This is a genomic window from Pseudomonas sp. LBUM1663, from assembly GCF_059695905.1.
Genome location: NZ_CP166792.1, coordinates 1,331,235 through 1,353,383, shown reverse-complemented (window position 1 = coordinate 1,353,383; position 22,149 = coordinate 1,331,235). Strand labels below are relative to the sequence as shown.

Here is a 22,149-nt window from a genome sequence, read left to right as displayed (position 1 = left end):
TTGTTTCCGTATTTCTTGAGGCAGACTCCAGCCCATGCCCCGTAAAACCTGGCGCGCCGCGCTCGCCGCCTATGCCAGCCCCTCGACGCTTGTGTTGTTGTTGCTTGGTTTCGCCGCCGGCCTGCCCTACATGCTGGTGTTTTCGACGCTTTCCGTCTGGCTGCGTGAGGCCGGTGTGGCCCGCGAAACCATCGGTTATGCAAGCCTGATCGGCTTGGCCTATGCCTTTAAATGGGTCTGGTCCCCGCTGCTAGACCAATGGCGCCTGCCATTCCTCGGCAAGCTCGGTCGTCGACGCTCCTGGCTGGTGCTATCCCAGGCACTGGTGATCCTCGGCCTGATCGGGATGGGTTTCTGCGACCCGCAAAAGCATTTGTCCTGGCTGATCGCCATCGCCGTGGTCGTCGCCTTTGCCTCGGCGACGCAAGACATTGCGGTTGACGCCTATCGCCTGGAAATCGCCGACGACACTCGCCAGGCCGCGCTTGCCGCCAGCTATATGTCTGGCTATCGGATCGCCGCATTGCTGGCGACGGCCGGCGCGCTGTTCTTCGCCGAAGGCTTCGGCTCCACCGGTTTCAACTACAAGCATTCGGCCTGGGCCGGCACCTACGTGCTGTTTGGCGCCCTAATGATCCCGGCGCTGCTGACCACCCTGTTCATGCGCGAACCGCCAGTGCCCCTGCGCACTCAACTTCAGGCTGGTCGCTACAGCTTTATGCATCAACTGGTGTCGGTATTTGTGCTGATCGTGCTGCTGGTGTCCGTGCCGGCCATGTTCACCCAACTCTACAACACCGACTTCGCCAGCGTGCTGTTCGAAGGCGTGAGCCTGCTCGACCTGCTGCTCGAAGACCGCGCCTTCCTGCGGGCCATCCTCTACACCACGCTTACGTTTATGTGCCTGTCGGCCATGGGCCGCCGTGGCTTGGCGCCGGTGCTGACGCCAATCAACGACTTCATTCTGCGTTACCGCTGGCAAGCGTTCCTGCTGCTCGGGCTGATCGCCACCTACCGTATGTCCGATACGGTCATGGGCGTGATGGCCAACGTGTTCTACATCGACCAGGGCTTCACCAAGGACCAGATCGCCAGTGTCAGCAAAATCTTCGGCCTGATCATGACCCTGGTCGGCGCCGGCATGGGCGGCCTGCTGATCGTGCGTTTCGGCATCCTGCCGATTCTGCTGATCGGCGGCATTGCGTCGGCCGGCACCAACCTGCTGTTCCTGATGCTCGCCGACATGGGCGCCAACCTGAACATGCTGATCCTGACCATTTCCCTGGACAACTTCAGCTCAGGGCTGGCGACGTCGGCGTTCGTCGCTTACCTGTCGAGCCTGACCAACCTCAAATTCTCGGCCACCCAGTACGCCTTGCTCAGTTCGATCATGCTCCTGCTGCCGCGCCTGATCGGCGGCTATTCAGGGGTCATGGTGGAGAAATTCGGTTACCACAACTTCTTCCTGATCACGGCGCTGCTGGGCGTTCCGACCCTGCTGTTGATCGCCCTGCACTGGTTCCAGGAAAGCCGCCGCGCAGGCCCGACGCCGACACCCGAACCGGTGCCGACCCAGGTCGCGGAAGAATCGTAGGACATTTCGCAGAGGGCGCGACGATTCCCGCCCTCGTGCCACACCGCCGACCGCACGCCTGTACGCCAGCGGATCTCGCCCGTACAATGCTCCGTCATTTCTCGTCATCAGCAACCGACAACGGCCAACCATGCGCACCAGTCAATTTTTGCTCGCCACACAGAAAGAAACGCCTTCCGACGCGGTCGTCATCAGCCATCAGCTGATGCTGCGCGCCGGCATGATCCGCAAACTCGCCTCGGGCCTCTACACTTGGCTGCCGATGGGCTTGCGAGTGATGCGCAAGGTCGAAGCCGTCGTTCGTGAAGAAATGAATGCCGCGGGCTCTCTCGAAGTGTTGATGCCGAGCACCCAACCGGCTGAGCTGTGGCAGGAATCCGGTCGCTGGGAAGAATACGGCCCTGAATTGCTGCGCTTCAAGGATCGCCACGGTCGCGACTTCTGCGCCGGCCCGACCCACGAAGAAGTGATCACCGACCTGATGCGCAACGAGTTGAGCAGCTACAAACAGCTGCCGATCAACCTGTATCAGATCCAGACCAAATTCCGTGACGAAATCCGCCCACGCTTCGGTTTGATGCGCGGCCGCGAGTTCATCATGAAGGACGCCTATTCGTTCCACGCTGATCAGCCTTCGCTGCAGATCACCTACGACCGTATGCACCAGGCGTACTGCAACGTGTTTACCCGTCTGGGCCTGAAGTTCCGTCCTGTAGAAGCCGACAACGGCTCCATCGGCGGCGCCGGCTCCCACGAGTTCCATGTACTGGCCGAGTCCGGCGAAGACGATATCGTCTTCAGCAACGGGTCCGACTACGCCGCGAACATCGAGAAAGCCGAAGCCGTGCCGCGTGAAACCTCCCGCGCCGCACCGACTGAAGAACTGCGCCTGGTCGACACACCGAACGCCAAGACCATTGCGCAACTGGTCGAAGGCTTCAACCTGCCGATCGAGAAAACCATCAAGACCCTCGTGGTTCACGCTGAAGAGCCAGGCAAGCTGATTGCCCTGATCATCCGTGGCGACCATGAGCTGAACGAAATCAAGGCCGGCAACCAGCCAGGCGTTGCCAGCCCGCTGGTCATGGCTTCCGAAAGCGAACTGCGCGACGCCATTGGCGCCGGCGCCGGTTCCCTCGGCCCGTTGAACCTGCCACTGCCGATCATCATCGACCGTTCCGTCGAGCTGATGAGCGACTTCGGCATCGGCGCCAACATCGACGACAAGCACTACTTCGGCGTGAACTGGGAGCGTGATCTGCCGGTTCCGACCGTTGCCGACCTGCGTAACGTTGTCGCCGGCGACCCAAGCCCGGATGGCAAGGGCACCCTGGAAATCAAGCGCGGCATCGAAGTCGGGCACATCTTCCAGCTGGGCAACAAGTACAGCAAGGCGATGAAGTGCGAAGTGCTGGGCGAGAACGGCAAGCCGGTCACTCTGGAAATGGGTTGCTACGGCATCGGCGTTTCTCGCGTGGTGGCTGCGGCCATCGAGCAGAACAACGACGCCAACGGGATCATCTGGAGCGACACACTGGCTCCATTCCAGGTCGCTTTGGTGCCATTGCGCTACGAAACCGAACAGGTTCGTGAAGCCACCGACAAACTGTATGCAGAACTGACTGCAGCCGGCTTCGAAGTGCTGCTGGACGATCGCGACAAGAAAACCAGCCCGGGCATCAAGTTCGCGGACATGGAGCTGATCGGCATTCCTCACCGGATCGTGGTCAGTGACCGCGGCCTCGCCGAAGGCAATCTGGAATACAAGAGCCGTACCGAACCTGAAGCGCAAGCGCTGCCGGTTGCTGACGTGCTGTCTTTCCTCCAGGCCCGTATCCGCCGCTGACACCAGATAGAGAAGTCATGTTCAAGCGAAACACCTTAGGCCTCGGTGGTGCTGCCCTGTGCGGCACCCTGCTGGTCAGCGGCTGTGCCAATCACATGTCGCAACGCAGCGAGCACGAGGAACGTGTCGAGCGCAAATTGCTCGATCACAGCCTGCAGATCGATGTCGGCGAGCCCAAGGTGCTTGAGCTCCCGCAACGTCGGGTGAAAATCCACGAGCAGAAAACGTTCGAGGTCACCGAATTCGAAGTCACGCGTCACTATGATCGCTACACGCCCTACCAACCCTGGCGGGAGGTCTACGAAATCCCGCTGGGCGCGGTAGCGGTGGTGGGCGGTGTCGGTGCGAACGTGGTCAACGTATTCACCCTCGGCAGTCTGCCGGACAGCGTGACCAAGGATTGGCTGAGCTACGGTTTTGCCGGGCTCAACCCGCTCATGAACGTGCAGTCCAACGGTCGGGCGCAACAAAACCTGGCCGGGATCGATGAGGTCCAGCTCGACAAGCGCACCGAATACTCGAGCCTGCCCTGGAGCGAGCGCCCGGTAGTGGTGAAAGCCGGTAAGGAAACGTTTGATCTGAGCACCGACAAAAACGGTGTTCTGCGCCTGAACCTGCTGGACAGCCCGTTCGCCGAACACGACATCAATCATCTGAGCCGACTGCTGATCAGCGTCGAAGACGGTCAGGACGATGTGCACAGCGATTCGTCCCTGGCGGTCAGCAGTGGCTTGCGCGGCAAGCTGCTCGAAGCGCACGGCCTGATTTATGACGACCTCGAAGACGACGAAGTGAGCCAGTGGGTTCACCGGGTCAAACGCCTGTCGGAACTGGGTCTTGAAGAAGAAGCCAGCGAACTGGAACAGAGCCTGATCGAACTGACCCGCAATGACCCTGAGTTGCAGACCGAATTCCTCAAGTCGTTGACCAAGGATGCCGGGCGATTGGTGGCGGATCCAAACCCGAATTAAGGCTGGAAAAGCATCGCTAGCAGGCTAGCTCCCACAGGGGATTTGAGGCGGTCACACCTTATGTGTCCACAGGAAATCCAATGTGGGAGCTAGCCTGCTAGCGATGACGGCCTGACATTCACCGCCGCATCAAAACCCCGCCACTACCGCTCAAACAACTCCATCTGCTCAAACCCGCCCCGCAAATCCTCCAGCCGCACGCCAATCCCCAACAACCGCACCGGTTTCCCGCCGCGATTGAACGCCTGGGTCAGCAGCAACTGATAACTGCCCAAATCCCGCCCTGCCCCGGCCTGTTCCAGCGTTGTTTGGGTAAAGTCGTGGAATTTTACTTTGACGAACGGCTTGCCCGGCCGATAGCTGCTGTCGATCCGCGCCATGCGGCCCGCCAGGGTTTCCAATAGCTCGGGTAATTTATCCAGGCAACTGACCAGATCCGGCAGGTCCACATCGTAGGTGTTTTCGACACTGATCGACTGCCGACGGCTGTCGTTGTGCACCAGCCTGTCATCGATCCCACGGGCCAGGCTCCAGAGTCGCTCGCCGAAGCTGCCGAATTCACGCACCAGCGCCAACTTGTCCCACTCGCGTAAATGCGAGCAATCGACAATGCCGAGCTTGCCCAGTTTGTCGGCGGTTACTTTGCCCACGCCGTGCAGCTTGCTCACCGGCAAGCCACTGACAAAGTCCTCGACCTGATCCGGCGTGATCACAAACAAGCCGTTGGGTTTCTTCCAGTCACTGGCAATCTTGGCCAGAAACTTGTTCGGCGCCACGCCGGCCGAGACCGTGATGTGCAACTGATTGGAGACTCGACGGCGAATGTCCTGGGCGATGCGCGTGGCGCTGCCACCGAAATGCGCACAGTCCGACACGTCGAGGTAAGCCTCGTCGAGGGAAAGCGGCTCGATCAGGTCGGTGTAATCGCGAAAGATCGTATGAATTTCCTTCGATGCTTCTCTATACGCGTCCATGCGCGGCTTGACGATGGTCAGGTCCGGGCACAGCTTCAACGCATGCCCGGAAGACATCGCCGAACGCACGCCATAGGCACGCGCCTCATAATTACAGGTGGCAATTACCCCACGCCGATCCGCCGAACCACCCACCGCCAGAGGTTTACCTGCCAAGCGCGGGTCGTCACGCATCTCGATGGCAGCGTAGAAGCAGTCGCAATCGACGTGGATGATTTTTCGCTGGCTCATATAGAAGCGGTGTTCATGGTGAAGAAATGGAGTCTTGGCGTGCCGGATCGGCAGTATCTCACTGACACCTGTATATAGCACCAGTAGTCTGAATCTTCTTACCCACCGGTAGGAAAAGTAACTGGTGAATTTATTTTCTCAATCGAAAAGCGTCGCCTAATAGAGCTGAAAGCCTTGCCACACCTGCCTCGCAGCCGATCACCCTGCCCCACTTTCCCGCTAAGCGATTGAACCAGAACAGGTTTTATCCGGATTGAAGGTTGACAGCCCGGCGATCCTCTGTAGAATGCCGACACACAGACGCGGGATGGAGCAGTCTGGTAGCTCGTCGGGCTCATAACCCGAAGGTCGTCGGTTCAAATCCGGCTCCCGCAACCAAACATCAAAAAAGGCTACTCGAAAGAGTGGCCTTTTTTGTGCGCGCCTGTTTTTTACCGCTCTTTTTACCAGAAGTGAGAAATCGTTCTGATTCCGAAACTTAAGTCTGCCCTGCGACCGTTCGCCGCTTATTCACGCTTATTTGACCCGGTTCCAGATTAACGGTTGACACACAGGCGTATCTCTATAGAATGCCGCCACACAGACGCGGGATGGAGCAGTCTGGTAGCTCGTCGGGCTCATAACCCGAAGGTCGTCGGTTCAAATCCGGCTCCCGCAACCAAACATCAAAAAAGGCTACTCGAAAGAGTGGCCTTTTTTGTATCTGTTGAAAAAGTCCTTTCGCAACAATGACCTGTCACTGTGTAGTGAAGCGTTCGGGATCACCCAGGCTGTGAGTTCAGACTATGCTGAATCGCAGACAGAACCCTCTACGACCCATGACATGCCATCGCCGTTACCCGGTGAGAGGCGTTAATATTTGTGATTATTTTTTTCTACAGGGATTGGTAACTTGGCTGGATACCCCCATCCTGTCGCGCACAATCCAAGAGGTGATTGATGCGCGCCAACTCGTCTGATCCACAAGACACCGTCACAGCGACACAACCGATCAAGGCCGAGCGTTTGCGCTTGCTGGATCTGGTCAGCAAATATCGTCAGCCGATCGGCCTGGCGGTGACGTTGCTGTTGTTCGCTATCGCGCTGATTGCCTGTCGTCATCTGCTGAGCGAACTCGATCTGTACGCTTTGCATGACTCGATCCTGGAGGTACCGAAACCGGCATTGCTGGGCGCATTGGCTGCGACCGTGGTCGGTTTCATCATTCTGCTCGGGTACGAATGGTCCGCCAGCCGCTACGCGGGCGTGACACTGGCGCCGCGCATCCTGGCGCTGGGCGGGTTCACGGCATTTGCCATCGGCAACGCCATCGGTCTTTCGATGCTCTCGGGGGGCTCGGTCCGCTACCGTTTATATGCACGTCACGGCCTGGGCGCTGCTGAAGTCGCTCACATGACGTTGTTCGCCAGTCTCTCGCTCGGCTGCGCCCTGCCACCACTGGCCGCCCTGGCGACCCTCAGCAACCTGCCTGCCGCCTCGGCGGCCCTGGGATTGTCCGAAGGTTTACTGGGGGGCGTTGCCGCGGCCGTTTTGCTGCTGTTCAGCGTATTGGCCATCGGCATCTACCGCCGTCGCCTGCCGGAACAACCTTCCCCGCACAACTTGCTGGTCAAGGTCGGACGCCGTACCTTGCGCCTCCCCGGCCGCCGCCTGACCTTCCTGCAACTGATCATCACCGCCCTGGACGTGGCTGCCGCCGCGACCGTGCTCTATTTGTTGCTGCCGGAAGCGCCGCCCTTCGGTGCGTTCCTGCTGGTGTACCTGCTGGCCCTGGCCGCCGGTGTACTCAGCCATGTGCCCGGCGGTGTCGGCGTATTTGAGGCCATTCTGTTGGCCGCCTTCGCCGACACCCTCGGCGCCGCACCACTGGCCGCTGCGCTGCTGCTCTATCGCCTGATCTACGTCGTGCTGCCGCTGCTGGTGGCGTGTGTGTTCCTGCTGATCAACGAAGGACAGCGCCTGTTTCAGTCGCGCCAGTCCCTGCGGGCCGCTTCCGGTCTGGCGGCGCCGATTCTGGCAGTGCTGGTGTTCCTGTCCGGCGTGGTGCTGCTGTTCTCTGGCGTAACCCCGGAAATCGACACCCGCCTGGAACACATCGGCTTTCTGATTCCGCACCGTCTGGTCGACGCCTCGCACTTCGGTGCCAGCCTGATCGGCGTGCTGTGCCTGCTGCTGGCTCAAGGTCTGCGTCGGCGGCTGTCCGCCGCGTGGATGCTGACCACCGTTCTATTGCTGGTCGGCGCCCTGCTCTCTTTGCTCAAGGGCTTTGACTGGGAAGAAGCCTGCTTGATGACCCTGACGGCGAGCCTGCTGGGGGTTTTCCGGCGCTCGTTCTATCGTCCGAGCCGCCTCACCGAACTGCCGTTCTCACCGCTCTATCTGGTTTCCAGCCTGTGCGTACTCGGCGCCTCGATCTGGTTGCTGCTGTTTGCGTACCAGGACGTTCCCTACAGCCATCAACTCTGGTGGCAGTTCACCCTCGACGCCGACGCCCCGCGCGGCTTGCGCTCATTGCTGGGCGCCGCCGTCCTGCTGGTGGTCGTGTCGCTGACCTGGCTGCTGCGCACCGCGCGTCCGGTGATTCACCTGCCGACGCCTGACGAGCTGGATCGCGCGGTAAAGATCCTGATGGCCTCCGCGCAACCGGACGGTGGCCTCGCCCTGACCGGTGACAAGGCGCTGCTGTTTCACCCCAACGACGAGGCGTTCCTGATGTACGCCCGCCGTGGCCGCAGCCTGGTGGCCTTGTATGACCCGATCGGCCCGACCCAGCAACGGGCGGAAATGATCTGGCAGTTCCGCGACCTCTGCGACATCCACCACGCCCGGCCCGTGTTCTATCAAGTGCGCGCCGAGAACCTGCCGTATTACATGGACATCGGCCTGACCGCGATCAAGCTCGGCGAAGAAGCCCGGGTCGATCTGCAACGCTTTGATCTCGAAGCCAAGGGCAAAGAGATGAAAGACCTGCGCTACACATGGAACCGCGGCACCCGCGATGGCCTGTCGCTGGAGATCTTTGAACCGGGCCATGCGCCGATGGATGAGCTCAAGGTGATTTCCGATGCCTGGCTGACCGGCAAGAACGTGCGCGAGAAAGGCTTCTCGCTCGGGCGTTTCAGCGACGATTACATCAAGCATTTCCGCGTGGCGGTGATCCGCTTCGAAGGACGCCCGGTGGCGTTCGCCAACCTGCTCGAGACCTACGGCCATGACCTGGCCAGCCTCGACCTGATGCGTGCACACCCGGAAGCACCCAAGCTGACCATGGAGTTCATGATGGTCGGCCTGATTCAACATTATAAAAATCATGGATACGCGCGCTTCAGCCTGGGCATGGTGCCGCTGTCGGGGTTGCAACCCCGGCGTGGCGCACCGCTGACCCAGCGTCTGGGCTCGATGGTTTTCCGCCGTGGTGAGCAGCTCTACAACTTCCAAGGCTTGCGCCGCTTCAAAGACAAATTCCAGCCCGACTGGGAACCCCGTTATATGGCCGTGCCCGCCGGACTCGATCCGCTGGTTGCCCTGGCCGATACTGCTGCCCTGATTGCAGGCGGCTTGACTGGATTGGTGAAACGCTGATGATTCAACGCTCCTTGCGGTACGTACTGGGCACACTGGTCGTGTTGGCCCTGATTATCGGTGGCGGTTACTGGTACCTGAAACGCCCGGCCCCCGAACCGACCCTCGAACAGCTGAAGCCGGCCGATGGCACGGCGATGACGCGCGTCATTCCCGGCAACACGCCACGCGCCCAGGTGCTGGTGGCGGTCAACGAAGACCAGAAACTCAGTGACAAACAATTGATGACCCTGAGCCGCACCGCTTCGGCACAGATCGTTCAGGTCATTCTGCCGACAGACTGCCTGCTGCAAAGTCGTGCCCTGCAATCGGGCCTGCGAGAACTCAAAGGCCCGGCGACCTTGGTCAGCGGTATCGGCCCCGGCGCGGTGCTGGCCTGGCGCTGGTTGTCCGAGCAGAAGGGCGACAAGGCCCAGGCCGTCTCCGTCGACCTGGCCCTGGAAAAACCCGGCTGCACCCACTTGCTGCCGAAAAGTGCCGCTCACGGCCACTGGCTGGTGGCCTGGAACGACAACCCGGACGACACCAGCGCCGGCTTCGTGCGCGATCAACCCAACGCCGAAACCAGCATCAGCGACTACGACATCAACCTGCCGCAAGTGCTGAACAACGAACTGCGCAAAATCCTGGTCGGCGGCGACAAAGCGGCTGGCGGCCTGCAAATCCCCGTGGTCGAAGTCCCGGCCGGGCAAGCCAAGGACACCGTGACCCTGTTCCTGTCCGGCGACGGCGGCTGGCGTGACCTGGACCGCGACGTCGCGGGTGAGATGGCCAAGATCGGCTACCCGGTGGTCGGCATCGACACCCTGCGCTACTACTGGCAGCACAAGAGCCCGGAGCAAAGCGCCCTGGACCTGGCCGAACTGATGCAGCACTACCGGCAGAAATGGGGCACCAAGCGCTTCATCCTGACCGGCTACTCGTTCGGCGCCGACGTCTTGCCGGCGATCTACAACCGCCTGGAACCCGCCGAACAGCAACGCGTCGACGCCATCATCCTGCTCGCCTTCGCCCGCACCGGCAGCTTCGAAATCGAAGTCGAAGGCTGGCTCGGCAACGCCGGCAAAGAAGCCGCCACCGGCCCGGAAATGGCCAAGCTGCCACCGGAGAAAGTGGTGTGCATCTACGGTGAAGAAGAAGTCGACGAAAGCGGCTGCACCGACAAGACCGCCGTGGGCGAAGCGATGAAACTGCCTGGCGGCCATCACTTCGACGAGAACTACCCGGCGCTGGCAAAGCGCTTGGTGGACATCATCGAGAAGCGCCAGGCCAAGGGTGAGACGGCTCAGGAGTGATCTGAGGCCCGCCCACGAAAAAGCCCCCGTTACCTCACAGTAACGGGGGCTTTTTCACATTTGCAAACATGAAGCGCTACCAGCGGCCGGACTCTATGTCGATGTGCTGGCATCCCGGACTAAAGCTGAACATCTATCCACGTTACGTCATCTTCAACAGCGATAAAGTCGCTATCCGGTGCTGCGAGCAAGCTGCTTTGCTGCGACTCCGTTAACTCCGCCCAGAAGCCATCGGTTACGAACACCAGCCGCGCACCAACGGCCAATGGGTGAAAAACGAAGTCAGGGTCCGGGGCACGATTAGCCTTCAGGCATCGGGTTACCCAGTGTCGAGCCGGATCTTGCGCCAGTTCACGGTGCGAACGGTCGCGCCTCCAATTGGCCTTGCAGTGGGGCGGCGTAATCCACTCGATCGTACCTGCCGGTGTCACGACACCGCACGAACAGTCACCCTCATACGCAAGCGTGAGCTTCCCACGAGTAGCGAAACCGATCAGGTAACACGTGGTCCCTGTCTGGTCCGCAAACAAAGTGGTGTAAAGCTCGGCCAGCACTGAACCAAGCATCAACTCAACCGCACCATACTCGGTGATATCGCCCCCCTGATCCATGTGATTCGGGTAGGCCGCCAAAACACCTTTTACGAAGCTCTCAGCCAGTTGGCCACTGCCGGGCTTCGACATACCGTCCGTAATGACGAACAACCCTCTGTCGCCTTCGCAGAAAACTCCAGCACAGTCATGATTGGCTTTCCTGGTCCGTCCCATTACTGATCTGGTAACGAATCTCATGCGTTGCCCAGATCCTTCATACGCCTGTGAATAATTCGCCCTCTACCCGGATTAGCCTGCACCGAGCCCGAGCTTTCAATCACGTACTCGATCCCACTGAGCGCCGTGAGTCCTCGAATTCCAGCCGTAATGAATTCCTTGAGCTCGGACTCGGCTTGGCGAACCTCCTCCAACAACTCTGTACGACCATCAATCAAGATGATGATGTCTTCAACATCTTTGTGGTAAGGATCGCCCTCACCGCGACCGCTAAAGGCCTCTAGTTTCGTCGCAAGAAAGTAGGTCGGTTTAAATATCTGAATTGCGGTACCGCTAGGCAACGTAAATTTATCAGCCCTCGCCAGCCCCTCCACGAACCAACGGTTGGCATATCCGAGTACAGCGGGGTCAGATGGCATCACGTCAACGACGACGTCGTTGAAGCGGAAACGACAGTTGACTTCATCCTCACCGGTGATTTTGAAGTTCTTGGCCGCCAGCCGCTCTGTGAGGTGTTGCCAGGCGCTAATGCCTGCCAGCTCGATCACCAAGTCAACGTCATCGGTGAAACGAATGTCGTCCAGCACAGAAGCATCAGTGACCAGCATGGCAGTGGTGCAACCGCCGACAAACGCAACCTCAGCGAGAAACGCCTCCCCTAAGCCATCGGCAACAAATTCTATGAGCTCGTAGTTGTGATCAGCGTTTGATGACATGTTATGTCAGCCCCATTCCTGCTTTTAGAATGTTAATTGCTACACCACACTCTCGCGGCCCACCAAGACGGATCGCATCAGCCAGCGCAAGATAGTGATAAAGGGTTCTGTCCCTCTTTACCGCTTCCGGCACCGTCTTGTAGAGCGGCTCTATCGCCTGACCACGCTCAGTTCCGAGTGCATCAGGCCAAACCGGAATCAACCCACCAGCGCTCTTGATGCTTTTGGACAGCGCGGGGGCAGCGAAGCCTGTTGGAATACCGCGAACCATCGCGCCCGGCTTCACGGGGAAAAAGTATTTCAGAGCGTGCTCAGTGATTTTCAGCAGCTCTCGCCGACTAACTTTCGGGAGCCCGGTGTCGTAGTCATTGGTGAGCAATCCGGACTCACGACATCTGGCTATAGCGTTTGAAACCTCGCTTTTGCTCAACCCAAGAGACGCAGACAACGCACGTAACGAGTAGCCTTCACTCCAACTTGCCAGCGACGAAGAAGGTACAGACTCCGACCACCCTTCCCAGCCGTCCTCATCACCCAAGGATGAGTTGAACTCCTGGCGGTGGAATACAGTTTCTTCACCATCAGCGGAGTAGGTGACTAGTGACTGCCCCGGCTGCCCGTCCGCCTTCATTCGATTTATCTGCTGAGGCTTCAACAATTCCTCAACCGTGTTCGAATTCGACTCAGACTCCATCTTCCCAAAGAGATTTTCTTCCTGGGCGTGCAGGCTGACCATTTTGAACAAAAGTAAAATGTCTTGACTCTTCATGAAGCTAGAAACTCCAAGTGTCCACATTCCATAAAACGTGGACACTTGTCTCATTGGAAATATTGAGCCGTCAAGACCTTTCGATATTTGCAGCAACGCGAAAACTCCAGCGACTTTTTGAATCCCTCACCGCGTTTAGTTTCGTTTAACTTAACGTGTCGCAATATCGGATGACGCCCGCATACCTTGTAGGCAAACTCCGAATCTCGTGTTTGGGCACTTTGCCGCCTTGTTGCGCGTTTCTTCGACGGGATAGTCTCCGGACGTCGCTGACCATTCAGCGATCGGGCTTGGAAACCCGTCGAACCAAAGCGCACCAGCGCCCATCGTGGCCGCAGTAGTTTTACGACTGCGATCCTCAGTTATGGCGGCTGTGCGTGGGACGCCCTCGGGCGTGCCGGTTCCTTGGTTCCCGGTTTTCCAACCTGCGTACAGTCGCCACCTATTCGATTGGAAACGAACGTGGCGACTCCTCGAACCCTGGAGAAAGACCATGACCAAAACAGATGCTTCCGCGATTTCAGAATTAAAAACCATTGGCTACACCCCACTCATCTACTGCTCGGATCAGGCGCTGTTCAACGTCCGCGCCGGCGTCCCCATCGTTGATGCCTTGTCACAAGCCTCCGATCTGCTGTTCCTCGGCAAATCATTCGCCGAGGATGCCGCCTACGCAAGAGACACCGACCGCTACGCCTGGGCCGCTCACTATCTGACGGCGATGGGTAAGGCCGTGATTGATGATGTGGTGAAGGTGCTGACGCCGCGACCGGCTCGAACAAAGACCGAATCAGAAGAAGAACTGCCCAAGAACGAATAACACCGCAGATCACCTGTGGGAGCGAGCCTGCTCGCGATGGCGGACTGATATCCACCTTTGTTGTCGACTGACAGACCGCTATCGCCAGCAGGCTAGCTCCCACAGGGATTGTCAGTGAACTCGGATCAGCGGGCACAAAAAAGCCCCCGCTACCTTCACGGCAACGGGGGCTTTTTGCTGGGGCTTACATCTCGACCTGCGTACCCAACTCAATCACGCGGTTCAGCGGCAAGTTGAAGAAGCGCAAATTGCCATTGGCATTCTTCAACATGAAGGCGAACAGCGCCTCGCGCCAACGGGCCATGCCTTCGAGTTTGGAGGCGATCACCGTCTCACGGCTGAGGAAGTAGGTGGTACGCATCGGGCTGAAGTCCAGGTCATCGAGATGACACAACTTCAACGCTTGCGGTACGTCCGGCTCGTCAATGAAACCAAAGTGCAGGATCACCCGGAAGAAACCTTCTCCGTAGGAATCGACCTCAAAGCGCCGTGTGGGCGGTACCCGCGGGATGTCTTCGTACACCACCGTCAGCAGCACCACTTGCTCGTGCAGCACCTGGTTATGCAGCAGGTTGTGCAACAGCGCGTGGGGCACGGCGTCCGGGCGTGCAGTGAGAAACACCGCAGTGCCCTGGACGCGATGCGGCGGTTGTACGCGAATACTGCTGATGAAGATCGGCAGCGGCAGCCCGCCCTCGTCCAGGCGATCCACGAGCAGCTCTTTACCGCGCTTCCAGGTGGTCATCAGGACAAACAGCACAATCCCCGCCAATACCGGGAAGGCACCGCCCTGAATGATTTTCGGCACGTTGGCCGCAAAGAACAGCCCGTCCACCAGCAGAAAACCGATCAAAATCGGCACCGCCAGCACGGGCGGCCATTTCCACAGCAGTAACATCACCGCCGACACCAGAATGCTGGTAATCAACATGGTCCCGGTCACGGCCACACCGTAGGCCGAGGCCAACGCACCAGAGGATTCGAAACCGATCACCAGCAGAATCACACCGACCATCAGCGCCCAATTCACCGCACCAATGTAAATCTGACCCTGTTCGGCACTGGAGGTGTGCTGAATGTGCATGCGCGGGATGTAGCCCAACTGAATCGCCTGGCGGGTCAACGAGAACGCACCAGAGATCACCGCTTGCGAGGCGATTACGGTGGCCAGCGTCGATAGAATCACCAACGGAATCAACGCCCAGCTCGGCGCCAACAGGTAGAACGGGTTACGTGCAGCTTCCGGGTTTTCCAGCAGCAAAGCGCCCTGACCGAAGTAGTTCAGCACCAACGCCGGCAGCACCAGCGCGAACCAGGCACGAGCGATCGGCTTACGGCCGAAGTGGCCCATGTCCGCGTACAGGGCTTCGGCACCCGTCAATGCCAGCACGACCGCGCCGAGAATCGCCACCCCCATGCCCGGGTGCACAATGAAGAAACGCACACCCCACACCGGGTTGAGTGCATTGAGCACTTCTGGATGCTTGATGATCCCGTTGATGCCGAGTACACCCAGCACCACAAACCACAACACCATCACTGGACCGAACAGTTTGCCGATGCGGTCTGTGCCGTGTTTCTGGATCAGGAACAACGCCACCAGCACGATCAGCGACAGTGGCACGACCCAGCGCTCCAGCCCCTCGAACGCCAGTTCCAGGCCTTCCACTGCCGACAGTACGGAAATTGCCGGGGTGATCATACTGTCGCCATAGAACAGCGCGGCGCCGATCAGCCCCAGAATCACCAGCACCGCACGCAACTTCGGATAAGGCGAAGAGGCACGACGAGCCAGGGCCGTCAGCGCCATGATCCCGCCTTCGCCCTGGTTATCCGCGCGCAAAATAAAGAGCACGTACTTGATCGAAACGACCCAAATCAGCGACCAAAAGATCAGCGCCAGAATCCCGAAGACCCCGTCATGATTGACCGGTACCCCATAGTGGCCGGAGAACACCTCTTTAAGGGTGTACAGCGGGCTCGTGCCGATATCGCCATAAACCACCCCGACTGCCGCAACCAGCATGCCGATCGGCTTCGCCACCGAATGCCCGGCGCTCGCTGCCTGACTACTTGCCTGACCCATCCAAAACTCCTACTACTCAGACCCGGACTTCTTATAAGAAGCACTATGCTTTGCCGTGCAGCATGCGCTGTTTTACATGACGTTACTGACGTTTTGTTGACTGTAAAAAATCGGTAAAGCGTAACGGCGCGAAGCATAGCGCAGCACTCGTCGTATTTCCCTGCATAAAGCTGGTCAAGTGCGCGTCTCATCGCTAGAATTGCGCACTTTTTGACCAGAGGCGCAACATAGCGCCCGTCTGTCGCCTTGCCGTCTTCGGCTGGAGGCGTCCCAAATACCGAGGTTAGACATGTCCACCACTCCTGCGCCGGCCAATCCAAAGGTTGGCTTCGTATCCCTGGGTTGCCCCAAAGCACTGGTCGACTCCGAGCGCATCCTCACCCAGCTGCGCATGGAAGGCTATGACGTCGTGTCCACTTACGAGGACGCCGATGTCGTGGTGGTCAACACCTGCGGTTTCATCGACTCGGCCAAGGCTGAATCTTTGGAAGTGATCGGCGAAGCCATCAAGGAAAACGGCAAGGTCATCGTGACCGGCTGCATGGGTGTCGAAGAAGGCAACATCCGCAAGGTGCACCCGAGCGTGCTGGCCGTGACCGGTCCGCAGCAGTACGAGCAAGTGGTCAACGCCGTGCACGACGCCGTGCCACCGCGCCAGGATCACAACCCGCTGATCGACCTGGTGCCGCCGCAAGGCATCAAACTGACCCCGCGCCACTACGCGTACCTGAAGATTTCCGAAGGCTGCAACCACAGCTGCAGCTTCTGCATCATCCCGTCGATGCGCGGCAAGCTGGTCAGCCGTCCGGTCGGTGACGTGCTCGACGAAGCCCAGCGCCTGGTCAAGGCCGGCGTCAAGGAGCTGCTGGTGATCTCCCAGGACACCAGCGCCTACGGTGTCGACGTGAAATACCGCACCGGTTTCTGGAACGGCGCGCCGGTGAAAACCCGCATGACCGAACTCTGCGAAGCCCTGAGCACCCTCGGCGTCTGGGTCCGCTTGCACTACGTTTACCCGTACCCGCACGTCGACGAGCTGATCCCGCTGATGGCCGCCGGGAAAATCCTGCCGTACCTGGACATCCCGTTCCAGCACGCCAGCCCGAAAGTCCTGAAAGCCATGAAACGCCCGGCCTTCGAAGACAAGACCCTGGCGCGCATCAAGAACTGGCGCGAGATCTGCCCGGACCTGATCATCCGTTCGACCTTCATCGTTGGCTTCCCCGGCGAAACCGAAGAAGACTTCCAGTACCTGCTGAACTGGCTGACCGAAGCGCAACTCGACCGCGTCGGCTGCTTCCAGTACTCGCCAGTCGAAGGCGCACCGGCCAACCTGCTGGACGCGGCCATCGTGCCGGACGACGTCAAGCAAGACCGTTGGGATCGCTTCATGGCGCACCAGCAGGCCATCAGCTCGGCGCGCCTGCAAATGCGCGTCGGCCGTGAAATCGAAGTGCTGGTGGACGAAGTCGACGAGCAAGGCGCCGTTGGCCGCTGCTTCTTCGACGCCCCGGAAATCGACGGCAACGTGTTCATCGACAACGGCAGCAACCTGAAGCCGGGCGACAAAGTCTGGTGCAAAGTGACCGACGCCGACGAATACGACCTGTGGGCTGAACAGATCTAAACGCAAAAAATACGCAAAGCCCCGCCCTCTTGACGAGATGCGGGGCTTTTTTAGGTCTATCGTTTTGTGGAAGAAAGGACTCGCACACTCCACGGTAAAAAGGGGCATCCGGCCATGCGCCAACATTCGGTCATCCACACGCCGAAACAGAGCGACTACGAAGAACTCACCCACGTCTGGGAAGCTTCAGTGCGTGCCACCCATGACTTTCTGCCGGACAGCTACATTGAGTTGCTGAAGAACCTGGTGCTGACCCGCTACCTCGACGCGGTAATGCTGATCTGCACCAAGAACTCGCGCCAGCGCATCACCGGGTTTGCCGGTGTGGCGGCGGGCAAGATCGAAATGCTCTTCATCGACCCGGCTCATCGCGGCCAGGGCCTGGGCAAACAGTTGCTGCGTTATGCCATGGAACACTTGAACGCGGATGAACTGGACGTCAACGAGCAGAACCCGCAAGCGCTGGGGTTTTACTTCAAGCAGGGTTTTGAGGTGATTGGCCGTTCGGAGGTCGATGGCATGGGGCAGCCGTATCCGCTGCTGCACATGCGCTTGCGCCAAGCACAACAAAAGACACGCAATGGCTGACCTGTAGGAGCCGGCTTGCTGGCGATGGCATCACCGCGGTGTGTCATTTGCACCGAAGTGATGCCATCGCCAGCAAGCCGGCCCCTACAAAAGCAAATGGAGCCGGGATTAACCGGCGCCCAGCAGGTACAATGCCCACCCCTTTTTTGTTACGGCCCTGTCATGACTGACCCGATTCGTCTCTCCAAACGCCTCATCGAACTCGTCGGCTGTTCCCGTCGGGAGGCTGAGCTGTTCATCGAGGGCGGCTGGGTCACCGTGGACGGCGAAGTCATCGACGAGCCGCAATTCAAGGTCGACACCCAGAAAGTCGAGCTCGACCCAGAGGCCAAGGCCACTGCACCGGAGCCGGTGACCATCCTGCTGAACGTGCCCGTGGGCATGGACGCGGAAACCGCGATGGCGACCATCAGCGCCGAGACCCTGAGCGAAGAACACCGCTTCAGCAAGCGTCCGCTCAAGGGCCACTTCCTGCGCCTGACCGCCAGCACCGACTTGCAGGCCAATGCCAGCGGCCTTCTGGTGTTCACCCAGGACTGGAAGATCCTGCGCAAGCTCACCGCCGACTCCGCCAAGATCGAACAAGAATATGTCGTCGAGGTAGAAGGCGACATGGTGGCTCACGGCCTCAACCGCCTGAACCACGGCCTGACCTACAAAGGTAAGGAACTGCCACCGGTCAAGGCCAGCTGGCAGAACGAAAACCGCCTGCGTTTTGCGATGAAGAACCCGCAACCGGGCGTGATCGCCCTGTTTTGCCAGGCCGTTGGCCTGAAGGTCGTCGCCATCCGCCGCATCCGCATCGGCGGCGTCTCCATCGGCAAAGTGCCGTTGGGGCAATGGCGTTACCTGTCCGGCAAAGAGAAGTTCTAAGACTTTTCACGCCGCCACACATTTTGGCGCCGCTGTTTACGCGGCGCCCACTGCTGAATATCAGGATTGCACACCATGATTCATAACGACGTACTGCGCAGCGTGCGCTACATGCTCGACATCAGCGACAAGAAAGTCATCGAGATCATCAAGATCGGTGGCATGGACGTGTCCCTGGAAGACCTGCTGACCTACCTCGACAAGAAAGAGGAAGACGAGGAAGGCTTCGTGCGCTGCCCTGACGAAGTCATGGCGCACTTCCTCGACGGCCTGGTGATCTTCAAGCGCGGCAAGGACGAAAGCCGTCCGCCGCAGCCGATCGAAGTGCCGGTCACCAACAACATCATCCTGAAGAAACTGCGCGTGGCCTTCGAACTGAAAGAAGACGACATGCACGCGATCCTCAAGGCGTCCGAGTTCCCGGTGTCCAAGCCTGAGCTGAGCGCACTGTTTCGCAAGTTCGGCCACACCAACTACCGCACCTGCGGCGACCAGTTACTGCGCAACTTCCTCAAGGGCCTGACCCTGCGCATTCGCCCGCAGTAAGCCCGCCGCACGCCCTGTAGGAGCCGGCTTGCTGGCGAAGGCGATCTTCGAAACGCCATCGCCAGCAAGCCGGCTCCTACAGAGGGCAGCCACAGGCCAATCTGTATAGATGTTCATTCCTCGCAAAAATAGTGGCTCCGCTTCCGGCGGCTGACGACTAGGGTGTATTGACCCTCAGCTCTCAGGATTCGCCATGCACCCGTACTTTTCCCTGCAAGGCCGCACCGCTCTGGTGACCGGTGGCACCCGTGGTATCGGCAAAATGATCGCCAAGGCCTATGTCGAGGCCGGCGCCACCGTGTACGTCTGCGCCCGGGATGCCGAAGCGTGTCAGCAAACGGCGGATGAATTGAGTGCCTTCGGGACGTGCCATGGTGTGGCGGCCAACCTGGCCAATGAAGAAGGTGTGCTGCAACTCGCCACACGGCTGGGCGAACAGATCACTCATCTGGATATTCTGGTGAATAACGCCGGCACCACATGGGGCGCGCCGCTGGAAAGCTATCCGGTCAAGGGCTGGGAGAAGGTCATGCAGCTCAACGTGACCTCGGTGTTCAACTGCATCCAGCAGTTTTTGCCACTACTGCGCAAGGCCGGTTCAGAAGCAAGTCCGGCGCGGATCATCAACATCGGTTCGGTGGCGGGAATTTCTTCCTTTGGCGAACAGGCGTATGCCTACGGGCCAAGCAAGGCGGCCTTGCACCAGCTGTCGCGGATTCTGGCGCGGGAGTTGGTGAGCCAGCACATCAATGTCAACGTGATCGCGCCGGGGCGTTTCCCGAGCAAGATGACGCAGCACATTGGTAACGATGAGCAGGCGCTGGCGGAGGATACGGCGTTGATTCCGATGAAACGCTGGGGGCGGGAGGAAGAGATGGCGGCGTTGGCGATCAGCCTGGCGAGTACGGCTGGGGCGTATATGACTGGGAATATTATTCCTTTGGATGGCGGGTTCAGTCTCTGATACCCGCTTTGTGGCGAGGGAGCTTGCTCCCGCTCGGTTGCGAAGCAACCGCCTACACCAGCGAGTTTCCACTGGAAAACCTCGGTGAGGGTGTTTGGGGGCGCTTCGCACCCCGGCGGGAGCAAGCTCCCTCGCCACAAAGTGCGCATGGGTTATCATGCCCGCCCCCATCCCGCCTCGACCCCACACCATGACCTACAGCGTTTCCCCTATCGGCTTCGTGCGTTCCTGCTTCAAGGAAAAGTTCGCCATCCCGCGCCAGCCGCAACTGGCCCCGGCCGCTCGCGGTGTGCTGGAACTGGTGGCGCCGTTCGATCAGGGGGATGCGGTGCAAGGGCTGGAACAGGTCAGCCATGTCTGGCTGCTGTTCCTGTTTCATCACGCCCTGGAAGAAAAGCCACGCCTGAAAGTCCGCCCGCCTCGCCTGGGCGGTAACAAATCCATGGGCGTGTTCGCCACCCGCGCCACGCATAGGCCCAATGGCATCGGGCAATCCGTGGTGAAGCTGGACAAGGTCGAGGCTGATCGGCTGTGGATATCGGGCATCGACCTGCTCGACGGCACGCCGGTTCTCGACATCAAACCCTACGTGCCTTACGCGGACATCGTCAACACGGCCTCCAACAGCATCGCCAGCGCCGCGCCGCATTTGATTCCCGTGCAGTGGACGGATTCAGCGCTGCAACAGGCTCACGGCCATGCTCAGCGGCTTGAAGAGCCCTTGGTCGAGCTGATCGAGCAATGCCTGGCACAAGATCCACGTCCGGCGTATCAGACGCCTGCGCCTGAGCGGGAATATGGAGCGCAGTTCTGGGATCTGGATGTGCGCTGGCATTATCCCGAGGCGGGCGTCATCCGCGTCCTGGAAGTCATTCCCGCAAAAACCTGAACGCCAGAAACCACTGTGGGAGCGAGCCTGCTCGCGATAGCGGTGTGGCAGTTGGCAATAATGCTGACTGATACACCGCTATCGCGAGCAGGCTCGCTCCCACAGGGAAAGCAAAGCCGTCAGGCGTTGTGCTTACTTCTCGACGAACGCACGCTCGATCAGGTAGTCACCCGGCTCGCGCATGCGCGGCGAAACTTTCAGGCCGAAGCTGTTCAACACTTCGCTGGTCTCGTCGAGCATACTCGGGCTGCCGCACAGCATGGCGCGGTCGTCCTGCGGGTTGATCGGTGGCAGGCCGATGTCGCTGAACAGCTTGCCGCTGCGCATCAGGTCGGTCAGACGACCTTCGTTCTCGAACGGCTCGCGGGTCACGGTCGGGTAGTAAATCAACTTGTCACGCAATGCCTCGCCGAAGAACTCGTTCTGCGGCAGGTGTTCGGTGATGAACTCGCGGTAAGCGACTTCGTTGACGTAACGCACGCCGTGGCACAGGATCACTTTTTCGAAACGCTCGTAGGTTTCCGGGTCCTGGATGACGCTCATGAACGGCGCCAGGCCGGTACCGGTGCTGAGCAGGTACAAATGTTTGCCAGGCTTCAAGTCATCCAGCACCAGGGTGCCGGTAGGCTTCTTGCTGATGATGATCTCGTCGCCTTCCTTCAGATGCTGCAACTGGGAAGTCAGCGGGCCATCAGGCACCTTGATGCTGAAGAACTCGAGATGCTCTTCCCAGTTCGGGCTGGCAATCGAGTACGCGCGCATGAGCGGCCGGCCGTTGGGCTGTTGCAGGCCGATCATCACGAACTGACCGTTCTCGAAGCGCAGGCCCGGATCACGGGTGCACTTGAAGCTGAACAGAGTGTCGTTCCAGTGATGAACACTGAGGACACGCTCGTGGTTCATGTTGCTCATGTACGTGGGACTCCTGGAGATTTTGCCTGCGCCGCTGATGTGCGCAATTGCATCGCATTCTAATGGCAGCGACAATATCTGTTAAATGGATTATTA

18 protein-coding genes and 2 tRNA genes are annotated in these 22,149 nt (G+C 59.4%); 14 read left to right on the top strand and 6 right to left on the bottom strand.

From position 1 onward, the window contains the following. Positions 1-34: 34 nt before the first annotated feature. The 3 genes from ACA075_RS05995 to ACA075_RS05985 all read left to right on the top strand — a co-directional run bounded on the left by ACA075_RS05995 (position 35) and on the right by ACA075_RS05985 (position 4,411). Complete coding sequence (locus ACA075_RS05995; RefSeq protein WP_497297691.1) at positions 35-1,594, top strand: AmpG family muropeptide MFS transporter; 1,560 nt, start codon at positions 35-37, stop codon at positions 1,592-1,594. Between the two features lie 130 nt (positions 1,595-1,724). Then, entirely contained in the window at positions 1,725-3,440 is a 1,716-nt protein-coding gene (locus ACA075_RS05990; RefSeq protein ID WP_497297689.1) for a proline--tRNA ligase, read from the top strand. A gap of 17 nt (positions 3,441-3,457) precedes the next feature. Beyond that, positions 3,458-4,411 (top strand): hypothetical protein, encoded by a 954-nt coding sequence (locus tag ACA075_RS05985; protein WP_497297688.1) that lies wholly within the window; start codon positions 3,458-3,460, stop codon positions 4,409-4,411. 143 nt (positions 4,412-4,554) lie between these two features. Here the strand turns inward: ACA075_RS05985 and dinB are convergent, their stop codons facing one another. Continuing rightward, a complete protein-coding gene (dinB, locus tag ACA075_RS05980) occupies positions 4,555-5,616 on the bottom strand; it encodes a DNA polymerase IV (protein ID WP_497297687.1) in 1,062 nt (353 codons plus the stop codon). A 301-nt stretch (positions 5,617-5,917) separates the two neighbouring features. Between dinB and ACA075_RS05975 the strand changes: the two genes are divergently transcribed. The 4 genes from ACA075_RS05975 (at position 5,918) to ACA075_RS05960 (ending at position 10,493) form a co-directional block, all read left to right on the top strand. Further along, a tRNA-Met gene (locus tag ACA075_RS05975) sits at positions 5,918-5,994 on the top strand. Positions 5,995-6,200: 206 nt separating this feature from the next. Further along, positions 6,201-6,277, top strand: a tRNA-Met gene (locus tag ACA075_RS05970). A 278-nt stretch (positions 6,278-6,555) separates the two neighbouring features. Beyond that, positions 6,556-9,198: a bifunctional lysylphosphatidylglycerol flippase/synthetase MprF gene (mprF, locus tag ACA075_RS05965; protein WP_497297686.1), complete on the top strand. Its 2,643-nt coding sequence runs from the start codon at positions 6,556-6,558 to the stop codon at positions 9,196-9,198. Further along, positions 9,198-10,493, top strand: a complete 1,296-nt coding sequence (locus ACA075_RS05960; protein WP_497297684.1) for a virulence factor family protein — start codon at positions 9,198-9,200, stop codon at positions 10,491-10,493. The genes mprF and ACA075_RS05960 overlap by 1 nt, the downstream gene beginning before the upstream one ends. Positions 10,494-10,612: 119 nt before the next feature. Here the strand turns inward: ACA075_RS05960 and ACA075_RS05955 are convergent, their stop codons facing one another. The 3 genes from ACA075_RS05955 to ACA075_RS05945 all read right to left on the bottom strand — a co-directional run bounded on the left by ACA075_RS05955 (position 10,613) and on the right by ACA075_RS05945 (position 12,748). Then, the gene (locus ACA075_RS05955) at positions 10,613-11,197 is read right to left on the bottom strand and encodes a serine/threonine protein phosphatase (RefSeq protein WP_497297683.1); all 585 of its coding nucleotides are present in this window, start codon (positions 11,195-11,197) and stop codon (positions 10,613-10,615) included. Positions 11,198-11,280: 83 nt separating this feature from the next. Continuing rightward, a complete protein-coding gene (locus ACA075_RS05950; protein WP_497297682.1) occupies positions 11,281-11,979 on the bottom strand; it encodes a hypothetical protein in 699 nt (232 codons plus the stop codon). 1 nt (position 11,980) lies between these two features. After that, positions 11,981-12,748, bottom strand: a complete 768-nt coding sequence (locus ACA075_RS05945) for a MarR family transcriptional regulator (protein ID WP_497297681.1) — start codon at positions 12,746-12,748, stop codon at positions 11,981-11,983. A gap of 493 nt (positions 12,749-13,241) precedes the next feature. On the opposite strand from ACA075_RS05945, the gene ACA075_RS05940 reads away from it, so the two are divergent. Continuing rightward, positions 13,242-13,568, top strand: coding sequence for a DUF3077 domain-containing protein (locus ACA075_RS05940; protein ID WP_497297680.1), 327 nt, complete (start codon positions 13,242-13,244; stop codon positions 13,566-13,568). Positions 13,569-13,752: 184 nt separating this feature from the next. On the opposite strand, the gene ACA075_RS05935 is transcribed toward ACA075_RS05940, so the two are convergent. Beyond that, complete coding sequence (locus ACA075_RS05935) at positions 13,753-15,654, bottom strand: potassium transporter Kup (RefSeq protein WP_497297679.1); 1,902 nt, start codon at positions 15,652-15,654, stop codon at positions 13,753-13,755. Positions 15,655-15,943: 289 nt separating this feature from the next. Between ACA075_RS05935 and rimO the strand changes: the two genes are divergently transcribed. From rimO to tsaA, 6 genes are all read left to right on the top strand, one after another. After that, positions 15,944-17,281, top strand: a complete 1,338-nt coding sequence (gene rimO / locus ACA075_RS05930; RefSeq protein WP_010462684.1) for a 30S ribosomal protein S12 methylthiotransferase RimO — start codon at positions 15,944-15,946, stop codon at positions 17,279-17,281. A gap of 114 nt (positions 17,282-17,395) precedes the next feature. Further along, the gene (locus ACA075_RS05925) at positions 17,396-17,869 is read left to right on the top strand and encodes a GNAT family N-acetyltransferase (protein WP_497297678.1); all 474 of its coding nucleotides are present in this window, start codon (positions 17,396-17,398) and stop codon (positions 17,867-17,869) included. Positions 17,870-18,031: 162 nt separating this feature from the next. After that, positions 18,032-18,742: an rRNA pseudouridine synthase gene (locus ACA075_RS05920; RefSeq protein WP_010462687.1), complete on the top strand. Its 711-nt coding sequence runs from the start codon at positions 18,032-18,034 to the stop codon at positions 18,740-18,742. A gap of 75 nt (positions 18,743-18,817) precedes the next feature. Beyond that, positions 18,818-19,288 carry a YehS family protein gene (locus tag ACA075_RS05915; protein WP_219096811.1) on the top strand — a complete coding sequence of 157 codons (471 nt, stop codon included), beginning with the start codon at positions 18,818-18,820 and terminating at the stop codon, positions 19,286-19,288. A 193-nt stretch (positions 19,289-19,481) separates the two neighbouring features. Then, entirely contained in the window at positions 19,482-20,252 is a 771-nt protein-coding gene (locus ACA075_RS05910; RefSeq protein WP_497297677.1) for an SDR family oxidoreductase, read from the top strand. A 190-nt stretch (positions 20,253-20,442) separates the two neighbouring features. Then, complete coding sequence (gene tsaA / locus ACA075_RS05905) at positions 20,443-21,141, top strand: tRNA (N6-threonylcarbamoyladenosine(37)-N6)-methyltransferase TrmO (protein ID WP_497297676.1); 699 nt, start codon at positions 20,443-20,445, stop codon at positions 21,139-21,141. Between the two features lie 132 nt (positions 21,142-21,273). Here the strand turns inward: tsaA and fpr are convergent, their stop codons facing one another. Beyond that, on the bottom strand, positions 21,274-22,053 hold the full coding sequence (gene fpr, locus ACA075_RS05900; protein ID WP_003443014.1) for a ferredoxin-NADP reductase: 780 nt from the start codon (positions 22,051-22,053) through the stop codon (positions 21,274-21,276). Positions 22,054-22,149: the final 96 nt, after the last annotated feature.

Excerpts from the sequence above, each read along its gene's own strand:
- ACA075_RS05995 (WP_497297691.1), top strand. The coding sequence starts at position 35 with ATGCCCCGTAAAACCTGGCGCGCCGCGCTCGCCGCCTATGCCAGCCCC.
- ACA075_RS05990 (WP_497297689.1), top strand. The coding sequence starts at position 1,725 with ATGCGCACCAGTCAATTTTTGCTCGCCACACAGAAAGAAACGCCTTCC.
- ACA075_RS05985 (WP_497297688.1), top strand. The coding sequence starts at position 3,458 with ATGTTCAAGCGAAACACCTTAGGCCTCGGTGGTGCTGCCCTGTGCGGC.
- dinB (WP_497297687.1), bottom strand. The coding sequence starts at position 5,616 with ATGAGCCAGCGAAAAATCATCCACGTCGATTGCGACTGCTTCTACGCT.
- mprF (WP_497297686.1), top strand. The coding sequence starts at position 6,556 with ATGCGCGCCAACTCGTCTGATCCACAAGACACCGTCACAGCGACACAA.
- ACA075_RS05960 (WP_497297684.1), top strand. The coding sequence starts at position 9,198 with ATGATTCAACGCTCCTTGCGGTACGTACTGGGCACACTGGTCGTGTTG.
- ACA075_RS05950 (WP_497297682.1), bottom strand. The coding sequence starts at position 11,979 with ATGTCATCAAACGCTGATCACAACTACGAGCTCATAGAATTTGTTGCC.
- ACA075_RS05945 (WP_497297681.1), bottom strand. The coding sequence starts at position 12,748 with ATGAAGAGTCAAGACATTTTACTTTTGTTCAAAATGGTCAGCCTGCAC.
- ACA075_RS05940 (WP_497297680.1), top strand. The coding sequence starts at position 13,242 with ATGACCAAAACAGATGCTTCCGCGATTTCAGAATTAAAAACCATTGGC.
- ACA075_RS05935 (WP_497297679.1), bottom strand. The coding sequence starts at position 15,654 with ATGGGTCAGGCAAGTAGTCAGGCAGCGAGCGCCGGGCATTCGGTGGCG.
- rimO (WP_010462684.1), top strand. The coding sequence starts at position 15,944 with ATGTCCACCACTCCTGCGCCGGCCAATCCAAAGGTTGGCTTCGTATCC.
- ACA075_RS05925 (WP_497297678.1), top strand. The coding sequence starts at position 17,396 with ATGCGCCAACATTCGGTCATCCACACGCCGAAACAGAGCGACTACGAA.
- ACA075_RS05920 (WP_010462687.1), top strand. The coding sequence starts at position 18,032 with ATGACTGACCCGATTCGTCTCTCCAAACGCCTCATCGAACTCGTCGGC.
- ACA075_RS05915 (WP_219096811.1), top strand. The coding sequence starts at position 18,818 with ATGATTCATAACGACGTACTGCGCAGCGTGCGCTACATGCTCGACATC.
- ACA075_RS05910 (WP_497297677.1), top strand. The coding sequence starts at position 19,482 with ATGCACCCGTACTTTTCCCTGCAAGGCCGCACCGCTCTGGTGACCGGT.
- tsaA (WP_497297676.1), top strand. The coding sequence starts at position 20,443 with ATGACCTACAGCGTTTCCCCTATCGGCTTCGTGCGTTCCTGCTTCAAG.
- fpr (WP_003443014.1), bottom strand. The coding sequence starts at position 22,053 with ATGAGCAACATGAACCACGAGCGTGTCCTCAGTGTTCATCACTGGAAC.